Source organism: Streptomyces sp. NPDC047000 (assembly GCF_040644295.1).
Lineage (GTDB): Bacteria > Actinomycetota > Actinomycetes > Streptomycetales > Streptomycetaceae > Streptomyces.
On the sequence record NZ_JBEYWE010000005.1, the window covers coordinates 112,694 to 128,896 of the forward strand.

Sequence of the window (16,203 nt, forward strand, 5' to 3'; positions counted from 1 at the left end):
GGTCGCGGGTGGACCGGGAGGGTTTCCGGTGGGTCGGAGGGGGGCGCCGTGCCGGTGGCTCGCGTCGTCACAGCGGTTCCGTCAGCGGGGGAAGCGTGGCCTCGGCGTGGACGCGGTCGATCAGGTCGGCGTACGCCGCGATCATCCGCGTACGGCTGAAGCGCTCGCGGCTGCGCAGCAGGGCGGGGCCGAAGTCGGCGCGTCCGGCGAGGGCGCCGGTCCAGGCGAGGGCGATGGAGTCGGGGTCCGGCGGGGTGAGGATGCCGTGCCCGGAGACGATCGCCGCGGTGTCGCCGACGTCCGTGGCGACGGGCACCGCGCCGCACATCATGCCCTCGATGAGGCACAGCGGGGCCGCCTCGCCCCACGCGGAGGTGAGCGCGACGACGTCGGAGGCGGCGTAGAGGTTCTCCATGTCGCGCCGCACCCCCAGTGGGTGGAGGCGGGGCGCGAGCCGGCTGAGGTCCGCGCCGAACGCCGCGCTGATGTCGGCGAGGAGGCCGGGGTTGGACGCGGTCATGCCGGCACCGCACATCAGGACGTGCCCCTCGCCCTCGTGGGCCAGCCAGGCGCGGGCGGCGCGCAGGAACAGCGGCACGTTCTTCATGCCGTCGTAGCGGGCGGCGAAGACGACGACGGGCGCGGTGTGCGGGATGCCGAGGGTGTCGCGCAGGGCGGCGCGCCGGGCGGCGTCGGGCCGGAAGCGCAGCAGGTCGACCCCGTTGGGGATGACGTGGAGCAGGTCACCGGGGACGCCGGCGGCGCGGTAGGCCTCGCGGGTCGACTCGGCGCAGCAGACGCAGGCGACGACGGTGCCGTCGGCGATGGCGGTCCTGAGGTCGTCGAGGGCGCTGCCCTGGTGCTCGGGGTCGGAGCGGTGCAGGCACACGATGACGGGCCGGCGCGGCAGGCCGCGCTGGTTGAGCAGGGCGAGCGGCTGTTCCTTGAGCGACAGCACGACGTCGGCGCCGGCCATGGCGCGGGCGGTGCCGGCCAGTTCCCGCCCGGTGAACGGGAGGCGGTGGCCGGGATCGCCCGCGCCGAAGCTGCGGCCCAGGGCGGTGACCGGGACCCCGGCGGCGGTCAGCGCCCGGTAGCAGGCGTCGTCCTCCATCCGCTGCCGGGTCGCCTCCCGGTGCACCTCGGCATGCAGGCTCAGCACCTGCTGCCGGTGGCGTCCGCCCTCCTGGAGTCCCATGACGACATCGCTGTGAACGATCCTGGCTCCTCCGGAGAAGAAGCCTTCGTAGACCGACAGCACGTGCAGCCCGCGCACACGACCACCCGCCTTGCACCTGACCTAGAACCATCCCCGTGAACAGCGGGTTAGCCGTTATGAGGCGGCACGGACATTTCACGCGGATGAACGTGGTGTCTCATGTCCGGGTCCGCTCGGTAACACCCTGCTGCCCTCTGCGGGCTTTACCGTTTCTTGAGCACCAGCTCCGTGTTCCGGTCGGCCGCGGCGCCCAGGAAGGTCTTCTGCTTGGATCCGGGGGCGTTGAAGCCGATCTCGCGGTAGAGGGCCGCGAGGCCGGTCTGGGAGAGGTCCGCGAAGTCCGTCCGGTGCGGTGCGGCGGACTCGATGAGGGTGGTGAACACGGACAGCGTGCCGTCCTTGTTGTCCACCAGTTCGATGATACGGGCGAGTTGCGGATAGTCGACATGTGAGGCGGTGCAGATTTCCCAGAAGGAGCCGCCGCCGGACGACGGGTGCGGGGTGATGATGTTGCGGTGGGTGTGGCCGTTCACCCAGGCGAGCACGTTGGAGTGCCTGGCGAGCGTCGCCACGAGTTCCGCGCCGCCGTGCCGGCGTTCGGTGGGGCGGGCGGGGTCGGGCTGGGTGTTGGTCATGGTCTTGCTGGTGTGGTGGGTGAAGACGATCGCGTAGGAGTCCTTGTTCTCCTTCAGGGTCCGTTCCAGCCAGGTGAGCTGGGCGGTGCCGAGGGAGCCCTCGTAGTGGCCGCCGGCGTCCGTGGTGTCGAGGCTGATGCCGATGACGTCGTCGGAGACCCGGAAGGCGTAGTACTGGGTGCCCGCGGCGAGGTTCGCGTCGGAGTAGCCGTGGCCGACGGGGCCGAGACCTCGGTGGGCCGGGTCGAGGTGGGCCTTCAGGTACTCGGCGGGGCTGTAGGCGGCGCGTGTCTCGTCGGGCGTGACGGGGCGCATGTCGCGGGCGTGGGCCTTGAGCAGGTCCCGGTAGGCGACGCCCTTCGGGGAGGAGGCGTTCTTGACCTGCTTCTGCAGCTTGGCGGCCTCGGCCGGGGACACGCTCATCAGTTTCCGCCCGCCGACGGCGAGTTCGGTGAGGTAGGGGTCGCCGCGGTAGCCGAAGCAGCCGCCCGGGAGCGCGTCGTGGTTGCCGACGGTGGAGTACCAGGGCAGGTTGAGGCCGGGGCTGCGGACCTCGCGGATGGCGGCGGCGAGGAAGCCGTGCATCTGGGGGAAGCCGAGCTGCTTGTCGGCGTCACGGACGGCCGAGTCGGGCTGCCAGTACAGCTTCAGGCCGCTGTCGAGGACGCCCTCGTAGTGGGTGGGGTCACCGGTGTTGGGGGTGAAGCGGCCGCCGCTCATGATCTTCATGAACCATTCGAGCTCGGACTTCGCGTTGTTGTCCGTGTTGTCGCCGGTGGTCATCACGAAGTGCAGCGCCGAGCCGGTCACCGGGGCGCCGCGCAGCGCGTTGACGCGCTCCACGAGGGAGATCGCGCCCTGCACGTTCAGGGCCTCGTGCGGGCGCCAGGAGTGCACGTCGTTGGCGCGCAGGAACTCGTAGCGCAGCGGGTGCTGGGTGTCCGCCACGTGCATGTCGGTGAACTGCACGAACGCGGCGAGGGCGGTACGGCGGGCCGCCCGGCCGGACTTGGGGGCGGCCAGCTCGGAGCGTACGACGCGCGCCCAGCCGGGGCCGTCGCCGAGGCGCCGGTAGCCGGTGGAGGTGCGCGGGGCGGCGACGCCCGCGAGGGTGGTGCCCTTGGTGTACGGGGCGAGCGGGGCGGCCTCGGCCGGGCGGCCGGCGGCGGTGACGGCGCGGGCCGCGGCGTCGGTGCGGGCGGCGGCCTCGCTGTCGGTGGGCCGCAGGGCGTAGCCGGTGCCCGCGGAGACGGTGGCCGCCGCGGTGGCGGCGAGAACGGTACGGCGGTGGACCCCCGTGGCGGAGGCGGCGACTGAGCGTATGCGCGACATGGCGCGGTCTCCCCGAGTGCGAACGCGTCGGCTGTGGTCGCGGGCGGTCGCTGTCGCGAACATCCCGCTCACTGTGGATGCTTGGCACCGGGGATGGCCTGCGCGTGAACGAGGCGGCAACGTGTGACGCCGATCGCCGTACGTGGATCTCCGCCCACCTGATGTGTCCGCGACCGCTCGCCGGGCGGCCCGGAGGCGGTCGCTCCGTGTTCATCTTCCGGGGTACCGGGGCTTGTCGGGGGGCGGTCCGCGAACGTGACGGGCGTCCCGACGGCGAACGCTCAGGCGCCGCCGGGGCGCCCGTCGCCGGGGCCGGCGGCGTCGGGGTGTTCACCGTCGGTCACCTGGAGGCGGCCGGCCGGCGGGCGTTCCAGCCACAGCAGCAGGCCGGCGTCGACGAGCGGGACGCGGGTCAGGTCCGGGACGGCGGCGAGGTCGTGCCAGGCCGCCATGTCGGTGGATCCGCCCACCTCGTAGCGCAGTTCGCCGCCGGTGACCCGGGCCTCGTAGACGAGGCGTACGGCGTGGTGGTCGCGCGCGGGGCGGAGGCCGCGCCGGGGATGGCGGCCGCGTACCGAGTCCACGCCGAGCAGGCCGGTGACCTCGACCTCGTAGCCGGTCTCCTCCTCGACCTCGCGGACGACGGTGTCGTGGGGATGCTCGCCGTGGTCCATCCCGCCGCCGGGCAGGGTCCATTCGGGCGCGCCGTCCTCGTGGCGGATCCAGCGGGCCAGCAGGACACGGTCGTCACGGACGCAGACGGCGTAGGCCGCCACTCTCAGGGTCTGTCGCACACCCCGAGTGTGTCGCACCCCCGGAGCGAGTCGCACCCTCGGACGGTAACGCGCCGGAAGTCGGCAGAAGACCCCACAAACGAGGACGTATCTCCTTACGGGGCATCGGGGGTTTTCCCCATCGGTCGATATCGATTCGGTCAACGCCTCCCAAAAATCCTTGCGTTGGGTAAAGCTGTGCGATCGTCCGGCTTTCGGTTGCCGAACAGCCGCCGGACACGCCCGTTCCTTTATCTGCAAGGGATGCCGATGACCTTCACCCCCCAGCGTGAACCCGAGTCCATACCAGGTGCCAGACGCGTGGTCCGTATCGCCGTGGCCGTGGGCGTGGTGGCCGCGCTCTCGGCCGCCGGGCCGGTGCCCGTGGCCTGGTCCGCCGACTCGCCCGCCGCCTCCGCCGGCAACACCGCCTCCTCCGGCGACACCGACGTCAAGTCGGCCGCCAAGAAGCTCGGTTCCGACGACGCGGACCTGCTCGCCGAGGCCAAGGCCGCCGGCGACAAGAACGTCACGATGATGATCGCGACCGCGCCGGGTGCCACCGAGCAGGTCGCCGGCCAGCTGGACGCCGTCAAGGGCGGCTCGGTGGGCCAGACCTACGACAAGCTCGGCTACGTCCGCGCCACCGTCCCCACCGGCCGGGCCGACGCCGCCATCGCGGCCGCCGCGAAGCTGTCCTCCGTGCACGCGATCGACCTGCGGCAGGAGATCCAGCTGGACGACCCGTCGCCGAGCACCAGCGGCAGCGGTGGAAGCGGCAAGTCGGCCTCCACCGGCAAGACTTACAGCGGGCCGGACAAGAACACCCCCGCCGAGAACCCGTACAACCCGTCCTTCGAGACGGGTGCCGTCGACTTCGTGAAGCAGCACCCCAAGGCGGACGGCCGCGGTATCACCATCGGCATCCTCGACTCCGGCGTCGACCTCGGTCACCCGGCGCTCCAGAGGACCACCACCGGCGAGCGGAAGATCACCGACTGGGTCACCTCGACCGACCCGATCGCCGACAGCGACCAGACCTGGCGCCCGATGGTGACGTCGGTGTCCGGGCCCACGTTCACCTACGGCGGCAGGACCTGGACCGCGCCCGCGGGTTCGTACCGGATCAGCACGTTCAAGGAGTCGTACACCGCGGGCGGTGACGCGGCGGGCGACGCCAACCGCGACGGCGACACCACCGACTCCTGGGGCGTGCTGTACGACGCGGCGGCCGGCAAGGTCACCGTCGACCTGAACGACAACGGCGACTTCTCCGACGACACGCCGATGAAGCCGTACAAGGACGGTTACCAGGTCGGTTACTTCGGCACCGACGACCCGACCACCGACGTGGCCGAGCGGCAGCCGTTCGTCGTGCAGATCCGCAAGGACGTCCCGATGGACCCCTACGGCGGGTCCTGGGTCGGCAAGACCGCCGACTTCGTCAACATCGGCGTCATCGAGTCCGAGCACGGCACCCACGTCGCCGGCATCACCGCCGCCAACGGGCTGTTCGGCGGGAAGATGAACGGCGCGGCGCCCGGCGCGAAGATCGTCTCCTCGCGGGCCTGCACCTGGAGCGGCGGCTGCACCAACGTCGCGCTCACCGAGGGCATGATCGACCTCGTCGTGAACCGCGGCGTGGACATCGTCAACATGTCCATCGGCGGCCTCCCCGCGCTCAACGACGGCAACAACGCCCGCGCCGAGCTCTACACGCGTCTCATCGACACCTACGGCGTCCAGCTGGTGATCTCCGCGGGCAACTCCGGACCCGGCGCGAACACCATCGGCGACCCCGGGCTCGCCGACAAGGTGATCTCGGTCGGCGCGGCCATCTCCAAGGAGACCTGGGCGGCGAACTACGGCTCGGCGGTGACCAAGCCGTACGCGATGATGCCGTTCAGCTCGCGCGGCCCGCGTGAGGACGGCGGCTTCACGCCGACGCTCACCGCACCCGGCGCCTCGATCAACAGCACCCAGACCTGGCTGCCCGGCTCCCCGGTGACCGAGGCGGGCTACTCCCTGCCGGCGGGCTACTCGATGCTCCAGGGCACCTCGATGGCCTCCCCGCAGGCCGCGGGCGCGAGCGCGCTGCTGCTGAGCGCGGCGAAGCAGAAGGGCATCGCCCTCAGCCCGGCGGACCTGCGCACCGCCCTCACCTCCACGGCCGACCACATCAAGGGCGTCCAGGCCTACGAGGAGGGCGCCGGCCTCATCGACATCGTGGCCGCCTGGGACGCCGTCCGTGACGGCGCCACCGCCCACGACTACACCGTCAAGGCCCCGGTCGACACCGCGATCGACTACGCGCTGGAGACCCCGGGCTACGGCACCGGCCTCTACGACCGCGAGGGCGGCCTCAAGGCCGGGCAGCGGAAGACCTACGACGTCACGATCACCCGGACCTCCGGCCCGGACAAGGCGCTGCGGCACGAGCTGCACTTCGAGAACAACGCCGAGGGCACCTTCCGGATCGTCGGCGACGACACGGTGAGGCTGCCGCTGAACCAGCCGGTCACCGTCAAGGTCCGGGCGGCACCGCGCTCCGCGGGCCTCAAGAGCGCGATCCTGGAGGTCGACGACCCGCGCACGGAAGGGGTCGACCAGCAGATCCTCGCCACGGTCGTGGTGTCGACACCCGCCACGTACACGTTCTCCGCGTCGGGTTCGGTGCAGCGCAACAGCACCACGTCGTACTTCGTGACCGTGCCGGAGGGCGCCAAGTCCCTGGAGGTCGCCATCGGCGGGCTCAAGGACAAGAGCCAGACCCGGTTCATCACGATCCACCCGTACGGCGTCCCGCTGGACAACACCAGCACGCCGTACTGCTACAACAACTACCTCGACGGCAACGGCTGCAAGCCGGACGTGCGGTCCTACGCCGACCCGCCGGCCGGGGTCTGGGAGATCGAGGTCGAGTCGCGCCGTACGTCGCCGCTGCTCGACAACCCGTACAAGCTGGACGTCACCGTCCTCGGCGCGGTCTTCGACCCGGAGACCGTGACCGTGCCGGAGGCGAAGGCCGGCGTACCGGCCACCGCCTCCTGGAAGGTGACGAACAAGTACGCCGCCCTCGACGGCAAGCTCGTCGGCGGCCCGCTCGGCTCGTCGAAGTCGGCGCGGCCGGGCATCCAGGAGGGCGAGTCGCAGACCACGACGGTCGTCGTCCCCGAGGGCGCCGAGTCGCTGGACGTCGCCATCGGCAACGTCTCCGACCCGTCCGCCGACCTCGACCTCACCGTCAAGAACGCGGCGGGCACGGTCGTCGGCCAGTCCGCCGACGGCGACTCCGAGGAGTCGGTGTCCCTGACCAAGCCCGCCGCCGGTACGTACACCATCGTGGTCGACGGCTACTCGGTGCCGGCCGGCACGACGGAGTACGACTACCGGGACGTGTTCTTCTCCGCCGCGCTCGGCACGGTCACCGTCGACGGCTCCGCCGCGGTGAAGCTGGGCACCGGTGACTCGGCCACCGTGTCCGGCCAGGTCACGGCGGCCGCGGCGGCACCCGAGGGACGGGAGTTCTTCGGACGGGTGCAGCTGACCGACGCGCGCGGCACGGTCGCGGGCACGGGCAGCGTGAAGATCGGGAAGGTCACGCCGTAGCGGTTCGCGGGTGACGGCAGGCAGGGGGCGGGCGTCCGTGACGGGCGCCCGCCCCTTTTCCCCGCGGTGTGCCGGTCAGGAACAGCCCGGATCCGGCGCCGGCGTGGCGGTGGCCTCGGCCTCGGCCTCGAGCAGGGCACGCCGGTCGGCGATCCGCCGCTCCCCGGTGATCCAGAGATCCGGGACGGCGGTGGCGGACGTCCCGGTGACCCCGACGAGGACGTGCAGACCGGTCCGGGGCCGGGGCTCGGCGGAGGCGTCGGTGACGACGGTGACCCGGTCCGGCACCTCGGCCGGCTGGTAGGCCCGCGTGACGTGCAACGTCACCCGGTACCGGCCGCTCGCGCCGCCCTCCGGCCGTACGGCGGTGACGTCGCCCTCGACGACGAGGCGGGCGCAGGCCAGGTACGGGGGCGAACCGTCGGCACCGGCACCACGGCCGCCCGCCTCGGCGCCGGCGGCGCTGTCAGCGGCCTTGCTGTCACCGGCGGCGGCGGTGCTGCCGCTGCTGCCGCCCGCCTGGGTCAGCAGCCACGCCATGCCGGACAGCACGGCGACGACGGCGGCCACGGCGAGCGCGCCGAGGGCGAGGGCGGCGGTGAAGGAACGGCGCCGCCGGGGCCGTACGTACCGCAGGCCGGACGGCTGAGCGGGCTCCCCGGCCGGCACGGAACCGGCCGACGTGGAACCGGCCGGCGCGGAACCGGTCAGGGCACCGGCGATCAGCCCGAGCTGCTCCCGCAGCACGGCGACATCGGCGGCGGCCTCGTCGTACCGGGCCATGAATCCGGCGTCGGCCCGCTGGGCGCCGGTGAGGGGCTCCCCGGCGACCGCGGCCATCAGCGGATCGGCGGACGGAGCTCCGTGGTCGGGGTCGTGACGCTCGTGTGGGGCGGTCATGTCACACCACCTCGTCCTCGTGCAGCCGGGCGCGCAGGGCCCGTACCGCCGTGTGCAGCCGGCTCTTGACGGTGCCCTCCGGGACGCCGAGCTCGTCGGCGATGGACCGCACGGACAGGTCGGCGTAGAAGCGCAGGACGAGGACCTGACGCTGGGCGTCGGGCAGCTCGTCGAGTCCTTGGGCGACGGTCAGGGAGAGCACCCGGCTGTCCTCGCCGGAAGGGTGGTGGTCGGGGCGGCGCTGCGCGGCGAGCCGTTCGGCCAGCCGCTCCTGGCGGCTCCTGGCCCGGTGCCAGTCCATGGCGAGCCGGGAGGCGACGACCGCCGCCCACGCCGACACGTCCCGCGGCGCGTCCTCCCCGCCCGCGGCCCGTTCCAGCAGCCGCAGGCGGACCTGCTGCACCCCGTCCGGCAGGTCCGCCTGCGGCACCCCGCCGAGGGCGAGCACCGCCCGCACCCGGCGTTCCTGGTCGGCGTCCAGCGGATCGGCGCCGCCGCCGTCCGTGTCGCGACCGCCGTCCGGCCCGGCGCCGCCGGCCCCGCCCGCAGACCGCCCGCGCCGGATGCTTCCGCTTCTTTCACGTCTTCCGCTTCTTCCGCGCAGCACGAGCCACCCCCTCCCGCGTTTCCTCTACGACGCGGCAGGAGCCGGAAACGTTCGCGGGCGCGCGGCGGCGGACGGAGGCGTACGTCACACCGCCGGGCACGGGGTGCGCGGCGGGGCCGGGGCGCCCGGGGTCACGGCCCGTCCCACCCTTCGGGCAGGGAGGGCAAAGGATTGGACAGCCGGGCCGGGGTGGGTCGCATGATGGAAAGGCCTCGGCCAGGCAACAGGCACGTAAAGCGTGAAGAAAGTCGGAAAAGGGAGTCGCCGTGAGGGTCGGAATCGTCGGAGCCACCGGTCAGGTCGGCACGGTCATGCGCAGGATCCTCGTGGAACGGGACTTCCCGATGGACGAGCTGCGGCTGTTCGCCTCGGCGCGCTCGGCCGGCAAGGTGGTCGACGGGGTGACGGTGGAGGACGCGGCGACCGCGGACTACACCGGCCTGGACATCGTGCTGTTCTCGGCGGGCGGCGCGACGTCGAAGGCGCTGGCCGAAAAGGTCGCCTCGCAGGGTGCCGTCGTGATCGACAACTCCTCGGCGTGGCGCAAGGACCCGGAGGTGCCGCTGGTGGTCTCCGAGGTGAACCCGCACGCGGTGGCGGACCGCCCCAAGGGCATCATCGCCAACCCGAACTGCACCACGATGGCCGCGATGCCGGTGCTGAAGCCGCTGCACCTGGAGGCGGGCCTGGAGGCGCTGGTCGTCGCCACCTACCAGGCGGTGTCGGGCTCGGGCCTGGCGGGCGTGGCGGAGCTGCACGGGCAGGCGCAGAAGGTCGTCGCCGACGCGGACAGGCTGACGCACGACGGCGGGGCGGTGGACTACCCGGAGCCGCAGGTCTACAAGCGGCCGATCGCCTTCAACGTGGTCCCGCTGGCGGGCTCGCTCGTCGACGACGGCCTGAACGAGACCGACGAGGAGCAGAAGCTCCGCAACGAGTCCCGCAAGATCCTCGAGATCCCGGACCTCAAGGTGTCCGGCACCTGTGTGCGCGTCCCGGTGTTCTCCGGCCACTCCCTCCAGGTGAACGCCCGCTTCACCCGCCCGATCAGCGCGGCCCGCGCCACCGAGCTCCTCTCCGACGCCCCGGGCGTCGTCCTCACCGACATCCCGACGCCTCTCCAGGCGGCGGGACAGGACCCCTCGTACGTCGGGCGCATCCGTGAGGACGAGACGGCCGAGCACGGCCTGGCGCTGTTCATCTCCAACGACAACCTCCGCAAGGGCGCGGCCCTGAACGCGGTCCAGATCGCGGAGCTGGTGGCGGAGGAGCTGGGCAGGTAGCCGGACACGGCGGTACGGATGAGGGGCGCCCGGCCGGGACCGGGCGCCCCTCACGCGTCCCCGACGCCACCGCGCCCGCAGGTCCGCCCTATCGGGTGAACGGGACACGGCGTGGAAGGATGTCCGGATCCACCCATGACGAGGAGATGACCGCGTGCCTGGCACAAACCTGACCCGCGAAGAGGCTCAGCAGCGGGCGAAGCTGCTCACCGTTGACTCGTACGAGATCGATCTCGACCTCTCCGGCGCGCAGGAGGGCGGCACCTACCGGTCCGTCACCACGGTGCGCTTCGACGTCGCCGAGGGAGACGTCGAGTCGTTCATCGACCTGGTGGCCCCCACGGTCCATGAGGTCGTCCTCAACGGTGACCCGCTGGACCCGGCCGAGGTCTTCCAGGACTCCCGGATCACGCTCCCCGGTCTGCCGGCGGGCCCCAACATCCTGCGGGTCGTCGCGGACTGCGCCTACACCAACACCGGTGAGGGCCTGCACCGTTTCGTCGACCCGGTCGACGAACAGGCTTATCTCTACACGCAGTTCGAGGTGCCGGATGCCCGCCGGGTCTTCGCTTCCTTCGAACAGCCCGATCTGAAGGCGACGTTCCGGTTCACCGTGAAGGCGCCGAGCGGCTGGACGGTCGTCTCCAACTCCCCGACGCCCGAACCCGTCGACGACGTCTGGGCGTTCGAGCCGACGCCGCGCATCTCGTCGTACATCACGGCGCTGATCGTCGGGCCGTACCACTCGGTGCACAGCGTGTACGAGAAGGACGGGCAGAGCGTGCCGCTCGGCATCTACTGCCGTCCCTCGCTCGCCCAGTACCTCGACTCGGACGCGATCTTCGAGGTCACCCGGCAGGGCTTCGACTGGTTCCAGGAGAAGTTCGACTACGCCTACCCCTTCGCGAAGTACGACCAGCTGTTCGTACCGGAGTTCAACGCGGGCGCGATGGAGAACGCGGGCGCGGTGACCATCCGCGACCAGTACGTCTTCCGGTCCAAGGTGACCGACGCGGCGTACGAGGTGCGCGCGGAGACGATCCTGCACGAGCTGGCCCACATGTGGTTCGGCGACCTGGTCACCATGGAGTGGTGGAACGACCTGTGGCTGAACGAGTCGTTCGCCACGTACACCTCGATCGCCTGCCAGGCGTACGCCCCCGGCTCGCGCTGGCCGCACTCGTGGACCACGTTCGCCAACTCGATGAAGACCTGGGCGTACCGGCAGGACCAGCTGCCCTCCACGCACCCGATCATGGCCGAGATCCGCGACCTGGACGACGTCCTCGTCAACTTCGACGGCATCACGTACGCCAAGGGTGCCAGCGTGCTCAAGCAGCTGGTCGCCTACGTCGGCACGGACGAGTTCTTCCAGGGTGTGCAGGCGTACTTCAAGCGCCACGCCTACGGCAACACCCGTCTGTCGGACCTGCTCGGCGCCCTGGAGGAGACCTCCGGCCGCGATCTGAAGACCTGGTCGGGCACATGGCTGGAGACGGCGGGCATCAACGTCCTGCGCCCCGAGATCGAGACCGGCGCCGACGGCACCCTCACCTCCTTCGCCGTCCGCCAGGAGGCCCCGGCGCTGCCCGCCGGTGCCAAGGGCGAGCCGACGCTCCGTCCGCACCGCATCGCGATCGGCCTGTACGACCTCGACGCGGCGACCGGCAAGCTGGTGCGCGGCGACCGGATCGAACTGGACGTCGACGGCGAGCTGACCCCCGTACCGGCGCTGGCCGGCAGGCCCCGCCCCGCGGTGATCCTCCTCAACGACGACGACCTGTCGTACGCGAAGGTCCGTCTGGACGAGGAGTCGCTGCGCACGGTCACCGCGCACCTCGGCGACTTCGAGTCGTCCCTGCCCCGGGCGCTGTGCTGGGCCTCGGCCTGGGACATGACCCGCGACGCGGAACTCCCGACCCGCGACTACCTCTCCCTGGTGCTGTCCGGCATCGCCAAGGAGACCGACATCGGGGTCGTCCAGTCGCTGCAGCGCCAGGTGAAGCTGGCGGTCGACCTGTACGCGGCCCCGACCTCACGCGAGGCGCTGCTGACCCGCTGGACCGACGCCACGCTGGCCCATCTGCGTGCCGCCGAGCCGGGCAGCGACCACCAGCTGGCCTGGGCGCGCGCCTTCACGGCGACGGCCCGCACGCCCGAGCAGCTGGACCTCCTGGAGGGCCTGCTGGACGGCACGCACACCGTGGACGGCCTGGTGGTGGACACGGAGCTGCGCTGGGCGTTCGTGCAGCGCCTCGCGGCGGTCGGCCGCTTCGACGAGACGGAGATCGCGGGCGAGTACGAGCGCGACAGGACGGCGGCCGGTGAGCGTCACGCGGCGACGGCACGGGCGGCCCGCCCGACGGCGGAGGCGAAGGCGGAGGCCTGGGCCTCGGTCATCGAGTCCGACAAGCTGCCCAACGCCCTCCAGGAGGCGGTCATCGTCGGCTTCGTCCAGACCGACCAGCGCGAGCTGCTGGCGCCGTACACGGAGAAGTACTTCGAGGTGGTGAAGGGCATCTGGGACTCCCGGTCCCACGAGATCGCCCAGCAGATCGCGGTGGGCCTCTACCCGGCGATCCAGGCCACCGAGGACACCCTCCGCAGGACCGACGAGTGGCTGGCCTCGGCCGAACCGAACGCGGCCCTGCGCCGACTGGTCTCGGAAGCCCGCGCGGGAGTCGAACGCGCCCTGCGCGCCCAGGCGGCGGACACGCAGGTATAAAAGCCTGTCCGGCGTTTGAGGACGAGGCCCGTCCGGGGCCGACAGGCCGACAGCGGGGGTCCGGGGGCGGCAGCCCCCGGGACGGGAACGGGAAGGGGCGGCGGGGGCGAAACCCCCCACCGCCCCCACACCCGAGGCAGACGACCCGCGGCCGCTAGGCCTTACCGGTCCCCTTACGGGACTTGTCCGCCAGAATCACCAGCCCGGCGATCACCACGAACAGCACGACGGGCGTGACGACATACAGCCCGAGCGTCTGCACGACGCTGAGCCCATGACCGGGGTCGTCACCGTCGTCACGCGTGAGCGCGAGCGCGGGGGACGACATGAGCAGCATCATCAGCGTCGTACCGGCAGCCAGGGCGCCGGCGCGCAGGGCGTTCTTCTTGTCCACGGTGCAAAAGTAGCGAACGCCGGAACACCCCGCGCGCCCGGGGTCCCGTACCGCACGCCCGCACGCCCGCACACCCCCGCCCGTCTGCCTACGTCCCCTCCCGCAGCACGTCGAACAGTGCCCGCGCCCGCGCCGAGGAGGCGATCTCCTCCAGGGTCACCGGCCTGCCGTCCGCGGCGGCAACCGGCAGCCGCCAGTTCGGGTACTCGTCCCACGTCCCCGGCAGGTTCTGCGGCCGCCGGTCCCCGACGGCGTCCGGGAGCCACACCCCCACCATCCGGGCCGGGGTCCGCAGCAGGAACCGGTGCACGGCCCGCACCGCGGCGTCCTCGGAGCCGTCTTCCAGCAGTCCGAGCCGGGTGAGCAGGGCCAGCCACTCCCCCGTGTCGGCGGCGGCCCCGGCCTGCTCCTCCTCCACCGGCCGGGTGAGCAGTCCGAGCCGGTCGCGCAACCCGACGTACTCACCGGTGAACCGGGCGGCGGTGGGCGGCAGATCGTGGGTGGTGACGGTGGCGAGGCAGTCGGCCCGCCACTCCTCCGGCGGCAGCGGCTGCCCGTTCCCCTCCCAGTCGCGCTCGAACCACAGCACGGAGGTGCCGAGCACCCCCCGCTCCTGGAGGCTCTCGCGGACCCCGGGCTCGACGGTGCCGAGGTCCTCGCCGATCACCACGGCCCCGGCGCGTGACGCCTCCAGCGCGAGGACGGCGAGCATGGCCTCGGCGTCGTAGCGGACGTACGTCCCCTCGGTCGGCGGCCGGCCCTGCGGCACCCACCACAGCCGGAACAGCCCCATGACGTGATCGATGCGCAGCGCACCGGCGTAGCGGAACAGGGCCCGCAGCAGCTGCCGGTACGGCTCGTAGCCGGACTCGGCGAGCCGGTCGGGCCGCCAGGGCGGCAGCCCCCAGTCCTGGCCGCGGGCGTTGAAGGCGTCGGGCGGGGCGCCCACCGACATCCCGGCGGCGAAGTGGTCCTGCTGGGCCCAGGCGTCGGCGCCCCCCGGATGCACCCCGACGGCGAGATCGTGGACGATCCCGACGGCCATCCCGGCCTCGCGGGCGGCGCGCTGGGCGTCGGTGAGCTGGGTGTCGGTGAGCCAGGCGAGCCGGGAGTGGAAGCCGACGCGGTCCCGGAGCCCGGCGCGGGCGCGGGCGGTCTCGGCGGACCGGGGGTCCCGCAGCCCCTCGGGCCACCGCTCCCAGTCGGCACCGTGCACCTCCGCGAGGGCGCACCAGGTGGCGTGGTCCTCCAGGGCCTGCCCCTGCTCGGCGAGGAAGGCGTCGTAGGCGGCCTGCCGCCCGGGCCCGAGCGGCACGGCGGCGACGAGTTCCAGTGCCTGCCGCTTCGCCTCCCACACGGCGTCCCGGTCGATGAGGGCGCCCTTGCCGAGCACCTCGCCCCGCAGCCGCTCGCCCTCCGCCAGCAGTTCCCGCAGCCGCTCCCGGTCCTCCGCGTACGCGTACTCGGGGATGTCCTCGACGCGCAGATACACCGGGTCGGGAAAGCGCCGGGAGGACGGCCGGTAGGGCGACGGATCGGTCGGCGGCCCGGGTACGGCGGCGTGCAGCGGATTGACCTGCACGAACCCGGCCCCGAGCGCACGTCCCGCCCAGCCGGCCAGCTCGGCGAGGTCACCGAGGTCGCCCATGCCCCAGGAACGCCGGGAGAGCAGGGAGTAGACCTGCACGAGCAGGCCCCAGGAGCGATCGGTCGGCGTGGGCAGCCGGGAGGGGGCCACGACCAGATGGACCCGCGCGCTCCGCCCGTCGGGCGCGGTGACGGTGAGCCGGTGCACCCCGCTCGGCAGCCCGTCCGTCCCGGCGCGGCTCTCGCCCTGCTCGGTCTCGACGTGGAGCACGGTGCCGGGCGGCAGCGCCCCCAGCGCCTCGGGCGTACCGCCCTGCCGGCACACCAGGGTGGGCGGCAGCAGCCGCGCGGCCAGCTCCGCCTCCCGGGCGGCGAGGGCGGCCCCGGGATCGGCGGCGTCGACACCGAGTGCGGCGAGCGCGGCGGTCACGGCACCGGCGGACGCGGCGACGGTCCGGCCCGGGGAGGGGCTGTAGGAGGCGGCGACGCCGTACAGCTCGGCGAGGCGGGAGAGCTCACGGCCGGGAGGTTCGGTCATCTAGGACCCCAGGGAGAGAGCGTCGGACGCGCCGTCGAGCAATGGCCCCCTGGTGAGCAGCACCTCGGCCCCGGCAGGCCAGGCAGCGGGCGACAGCTTCTCCCTGAATGCGGCGGCCGGATACCTGGAACGGACCGAAGACGCGAGTTGTGCGGCCACGGGGCCCCCTCGTTTGAGTACGGAGACGGATCACCGAAGCCCTACCCCGCCGATACAACGACACACCTAAACAACCTAAATTATCACAGTTTCGACAATTGCACAGGGGTGGCCCGCCAACCGGAACAGCACACGACCACCCATAAGCCCCATTAAATAATATTTACCAATTGATTCACTTCTTCTTTTATTTTTTAGAAAAGTTCTGAAGGCATTCGAGGGACCCATCGAGGCGTTACGGCCTTGATTTGATATCAGACTAAAAGTACATGAAAGCCTCACCCGAGGGCACACGCGATGCGGAATCGGAGCGGCTCCTTTGCCCCTCATTGAAGATCATTTGAGTTTGACGGGAGGCCCCTGCACAACGGCCCTGGGGAGGTTATGAGTCCGCCGTGAAGATCAGTTCGTTTCTATTGGCTCCGTGCTGCGGAGCGTCGGG

General features: G+C 72.0%; 10 protein-coding genes. 3 read left to right on the forward strand and 7 right to left on the reverse strand.

Annotated elements, in window-relative coordinates:
* Window positions 1–67: 67 nt before the first annotated feature.
* The 3 genes from ABZ862_RS11095 to ABZ862_RS11105 all read right to left on the reverse strand — a co-directional run bounded on the left by ABZ862_RS11095 (window position 68) and on the right by ABZ862_RS11105 (window position 3,980).
* The gene (locus tag ABZ862_RS11095) at window positions 68–1,261 is read right to left on the reverse strand and encodes a glycosyltransferase (protein WP_360956081.1); all 1,194 of its coding nucleotides are present in this window, start codon (window positions 1,259–1,261) and stop codon (window positions 68–70) included.
* 161 nt (window positions 1,262–1,422) lie between these two features.
* Window positions 1,423–3,186, reverse strand: a complete 1,764-nt coding sequence (locus tag ABZ862_RS11100) for a TIGR03767 family metallophosphoesterase (RefSeq protein ID WP_360955715.1) — start codon at window positions 3,184–3,186, stop codon at window positions 1,423–1,425.
* Window positions 3,187–3,467: 281 nt separating this feature from the next.
* The gene (locus ABZ862_RS11105; RefSeq protein WP_360955717.1) at window positions 3,468–3,980 is read right to left on the reverse strand and encodes an NUDIX hydrolase; all 513 of its coding nucleotides are present in this window, start codon (window positions 3,978–3,980) and stop codon (window positions 3,468–3,470) included.
* Between the two features lie 249 nt (window positions 3,981–4,229).
* On the opposite strand from ABZ862_RS11105, the gene ABZ862_RS11110 reads away from it, so the two are divergent.
* Complete coding sequence (locus ABZ862_RS11110; protein WP_360955719.1) at window positions 4,230–7,568, forward strand: S8 family serine peptidase; 3,339 nt, start codon at window positions 4,230–4,232, stop codon at window positions 7,566–7,568.
* A 75-nt stretch (window positions 7,569–7,643) separates the two neighbouring features.
* On the opposite strand, the gene ABZ862_RS11115 is transcribed toward ABZ862_RS11110, so the two are convergent.
* Together ABZ862_RS11115 and ABZ862_RS11120 are read right to left on the reverse strand one after the other, a co-directional pair.
* Entirely contained in the window at window positions 7,644–8,468 is an 825-nt protein-coding gene (locus tag ABZ862_RS11115) for a hypothetical protein (RefSeq protein WP_360955721.1), read from the reverse strand.
* A 1-nt stretch (window position 8,469) separates the two neighbouring features.
* The gene (locus ABZ862_RS11120) at window positions 8,470–8,949 is read right to left on the reverse strand and encodes a sigma-70 family RNA polymerase sigma factor (protein ID WP_360956083.1); all 480 of its coding nucleotides are present in this window, start codon (window positions 8,947–8,949) and stop codon (window positions 8,470–8,472) included.
* Window positions 8,950–9,341: 392 nt separating this feature from the next.
* Here ABZ862_RS11120 and ABZ862_RS11125 point away from each other — a divergent pair, with 392 nt between their 5' ends.
* A complete protein-coding gene (locus tag ABZ862_RS11125) occupies window positions 9,342–10,358 on the forward strand; it encodes an aspartate-semialdehyde dehydrogenase (protein ID WP_360955723.1) in 1,017 nt (338 codons plus the stop codon).
* Window positions 10,359–10,512: 154 nt separating this feature from the next.
* Window positions 10,513–13,083: an aminopeptidase N gene (gene pepN, locus ABZ862_RS11130; RefSeq protein WP_360955725.1), complete on the forward strand. Its 2,571-nt coding sequence runs from the start codon at window positions 10,513–10,515 to the stop codon at window positions 13,081–13,083.
* 154 nt (window positions 13,084–13,237) lie between these two features.
* Here pepN and ABZ862_RS11135 read toward each other — a convergent pair whose 3' ends face one another.
* Together ABZ862_RS11135 and malQ are read right to left on the reverse strand one after the other, a co-directional pair.
* Window positions 13,238–13,477 (reverse strand): hypothetical protein, encoded by a 240-nt coding sequence (locus tag ABZ862_RS11135; protein ID WP_360955727.1) that lies wholly within the window; start codon window positions 13,475–13,477, stop codon window positions 13,238–13,240.
* An 88-nt stretch (window positions 13,478–13,565) separates the two neighbouring features.
* On the reverse strand, window positions 13,566–15,602 hold the full coding sequence (malQ, locus tag ABZ862_RS11140; protein WP_360955729.1) for a 4-alpha-glucanotransferase: 2,037 nt from the start codon (window positions 15,600–15,602) through the stop codon (window positions 13,566–13,568).
* Between the last annotated feature and the right edge of the window lie 601 nt (window positions 15,603–16,203).

Coding starts and splice junctions, on each gene's coding strand:
- ABZ862_RS11110 (WP_360955719.1), top strand. CDS start 4,230: ATGACCTTCACCCCCCAGCGTGAACCCGAGTCCATACCAGGTGCCAGA.
- malQ (WP_360955729.1), bottom strand. CDS start 15,602: ATGACCGAACCTCCCGGCCGTGAGCTCTCCCGCCTCGCCGAGCTGTAC.
- ABZ862_RS11100 (WP_360955715.1), bottom strand. CDS start 3,186: ATGTCGCGCATACGCTCAGTCGCCGCCTCCGCCACGGGGGTCCACCGC.
- ABZ862_RS11115 (WP_360955721.1), bottom strand. CDS start 8,468: ATGACCGCCCCACACGAGCGTCACGACCCCGACCACGGAGCTCCGTCC.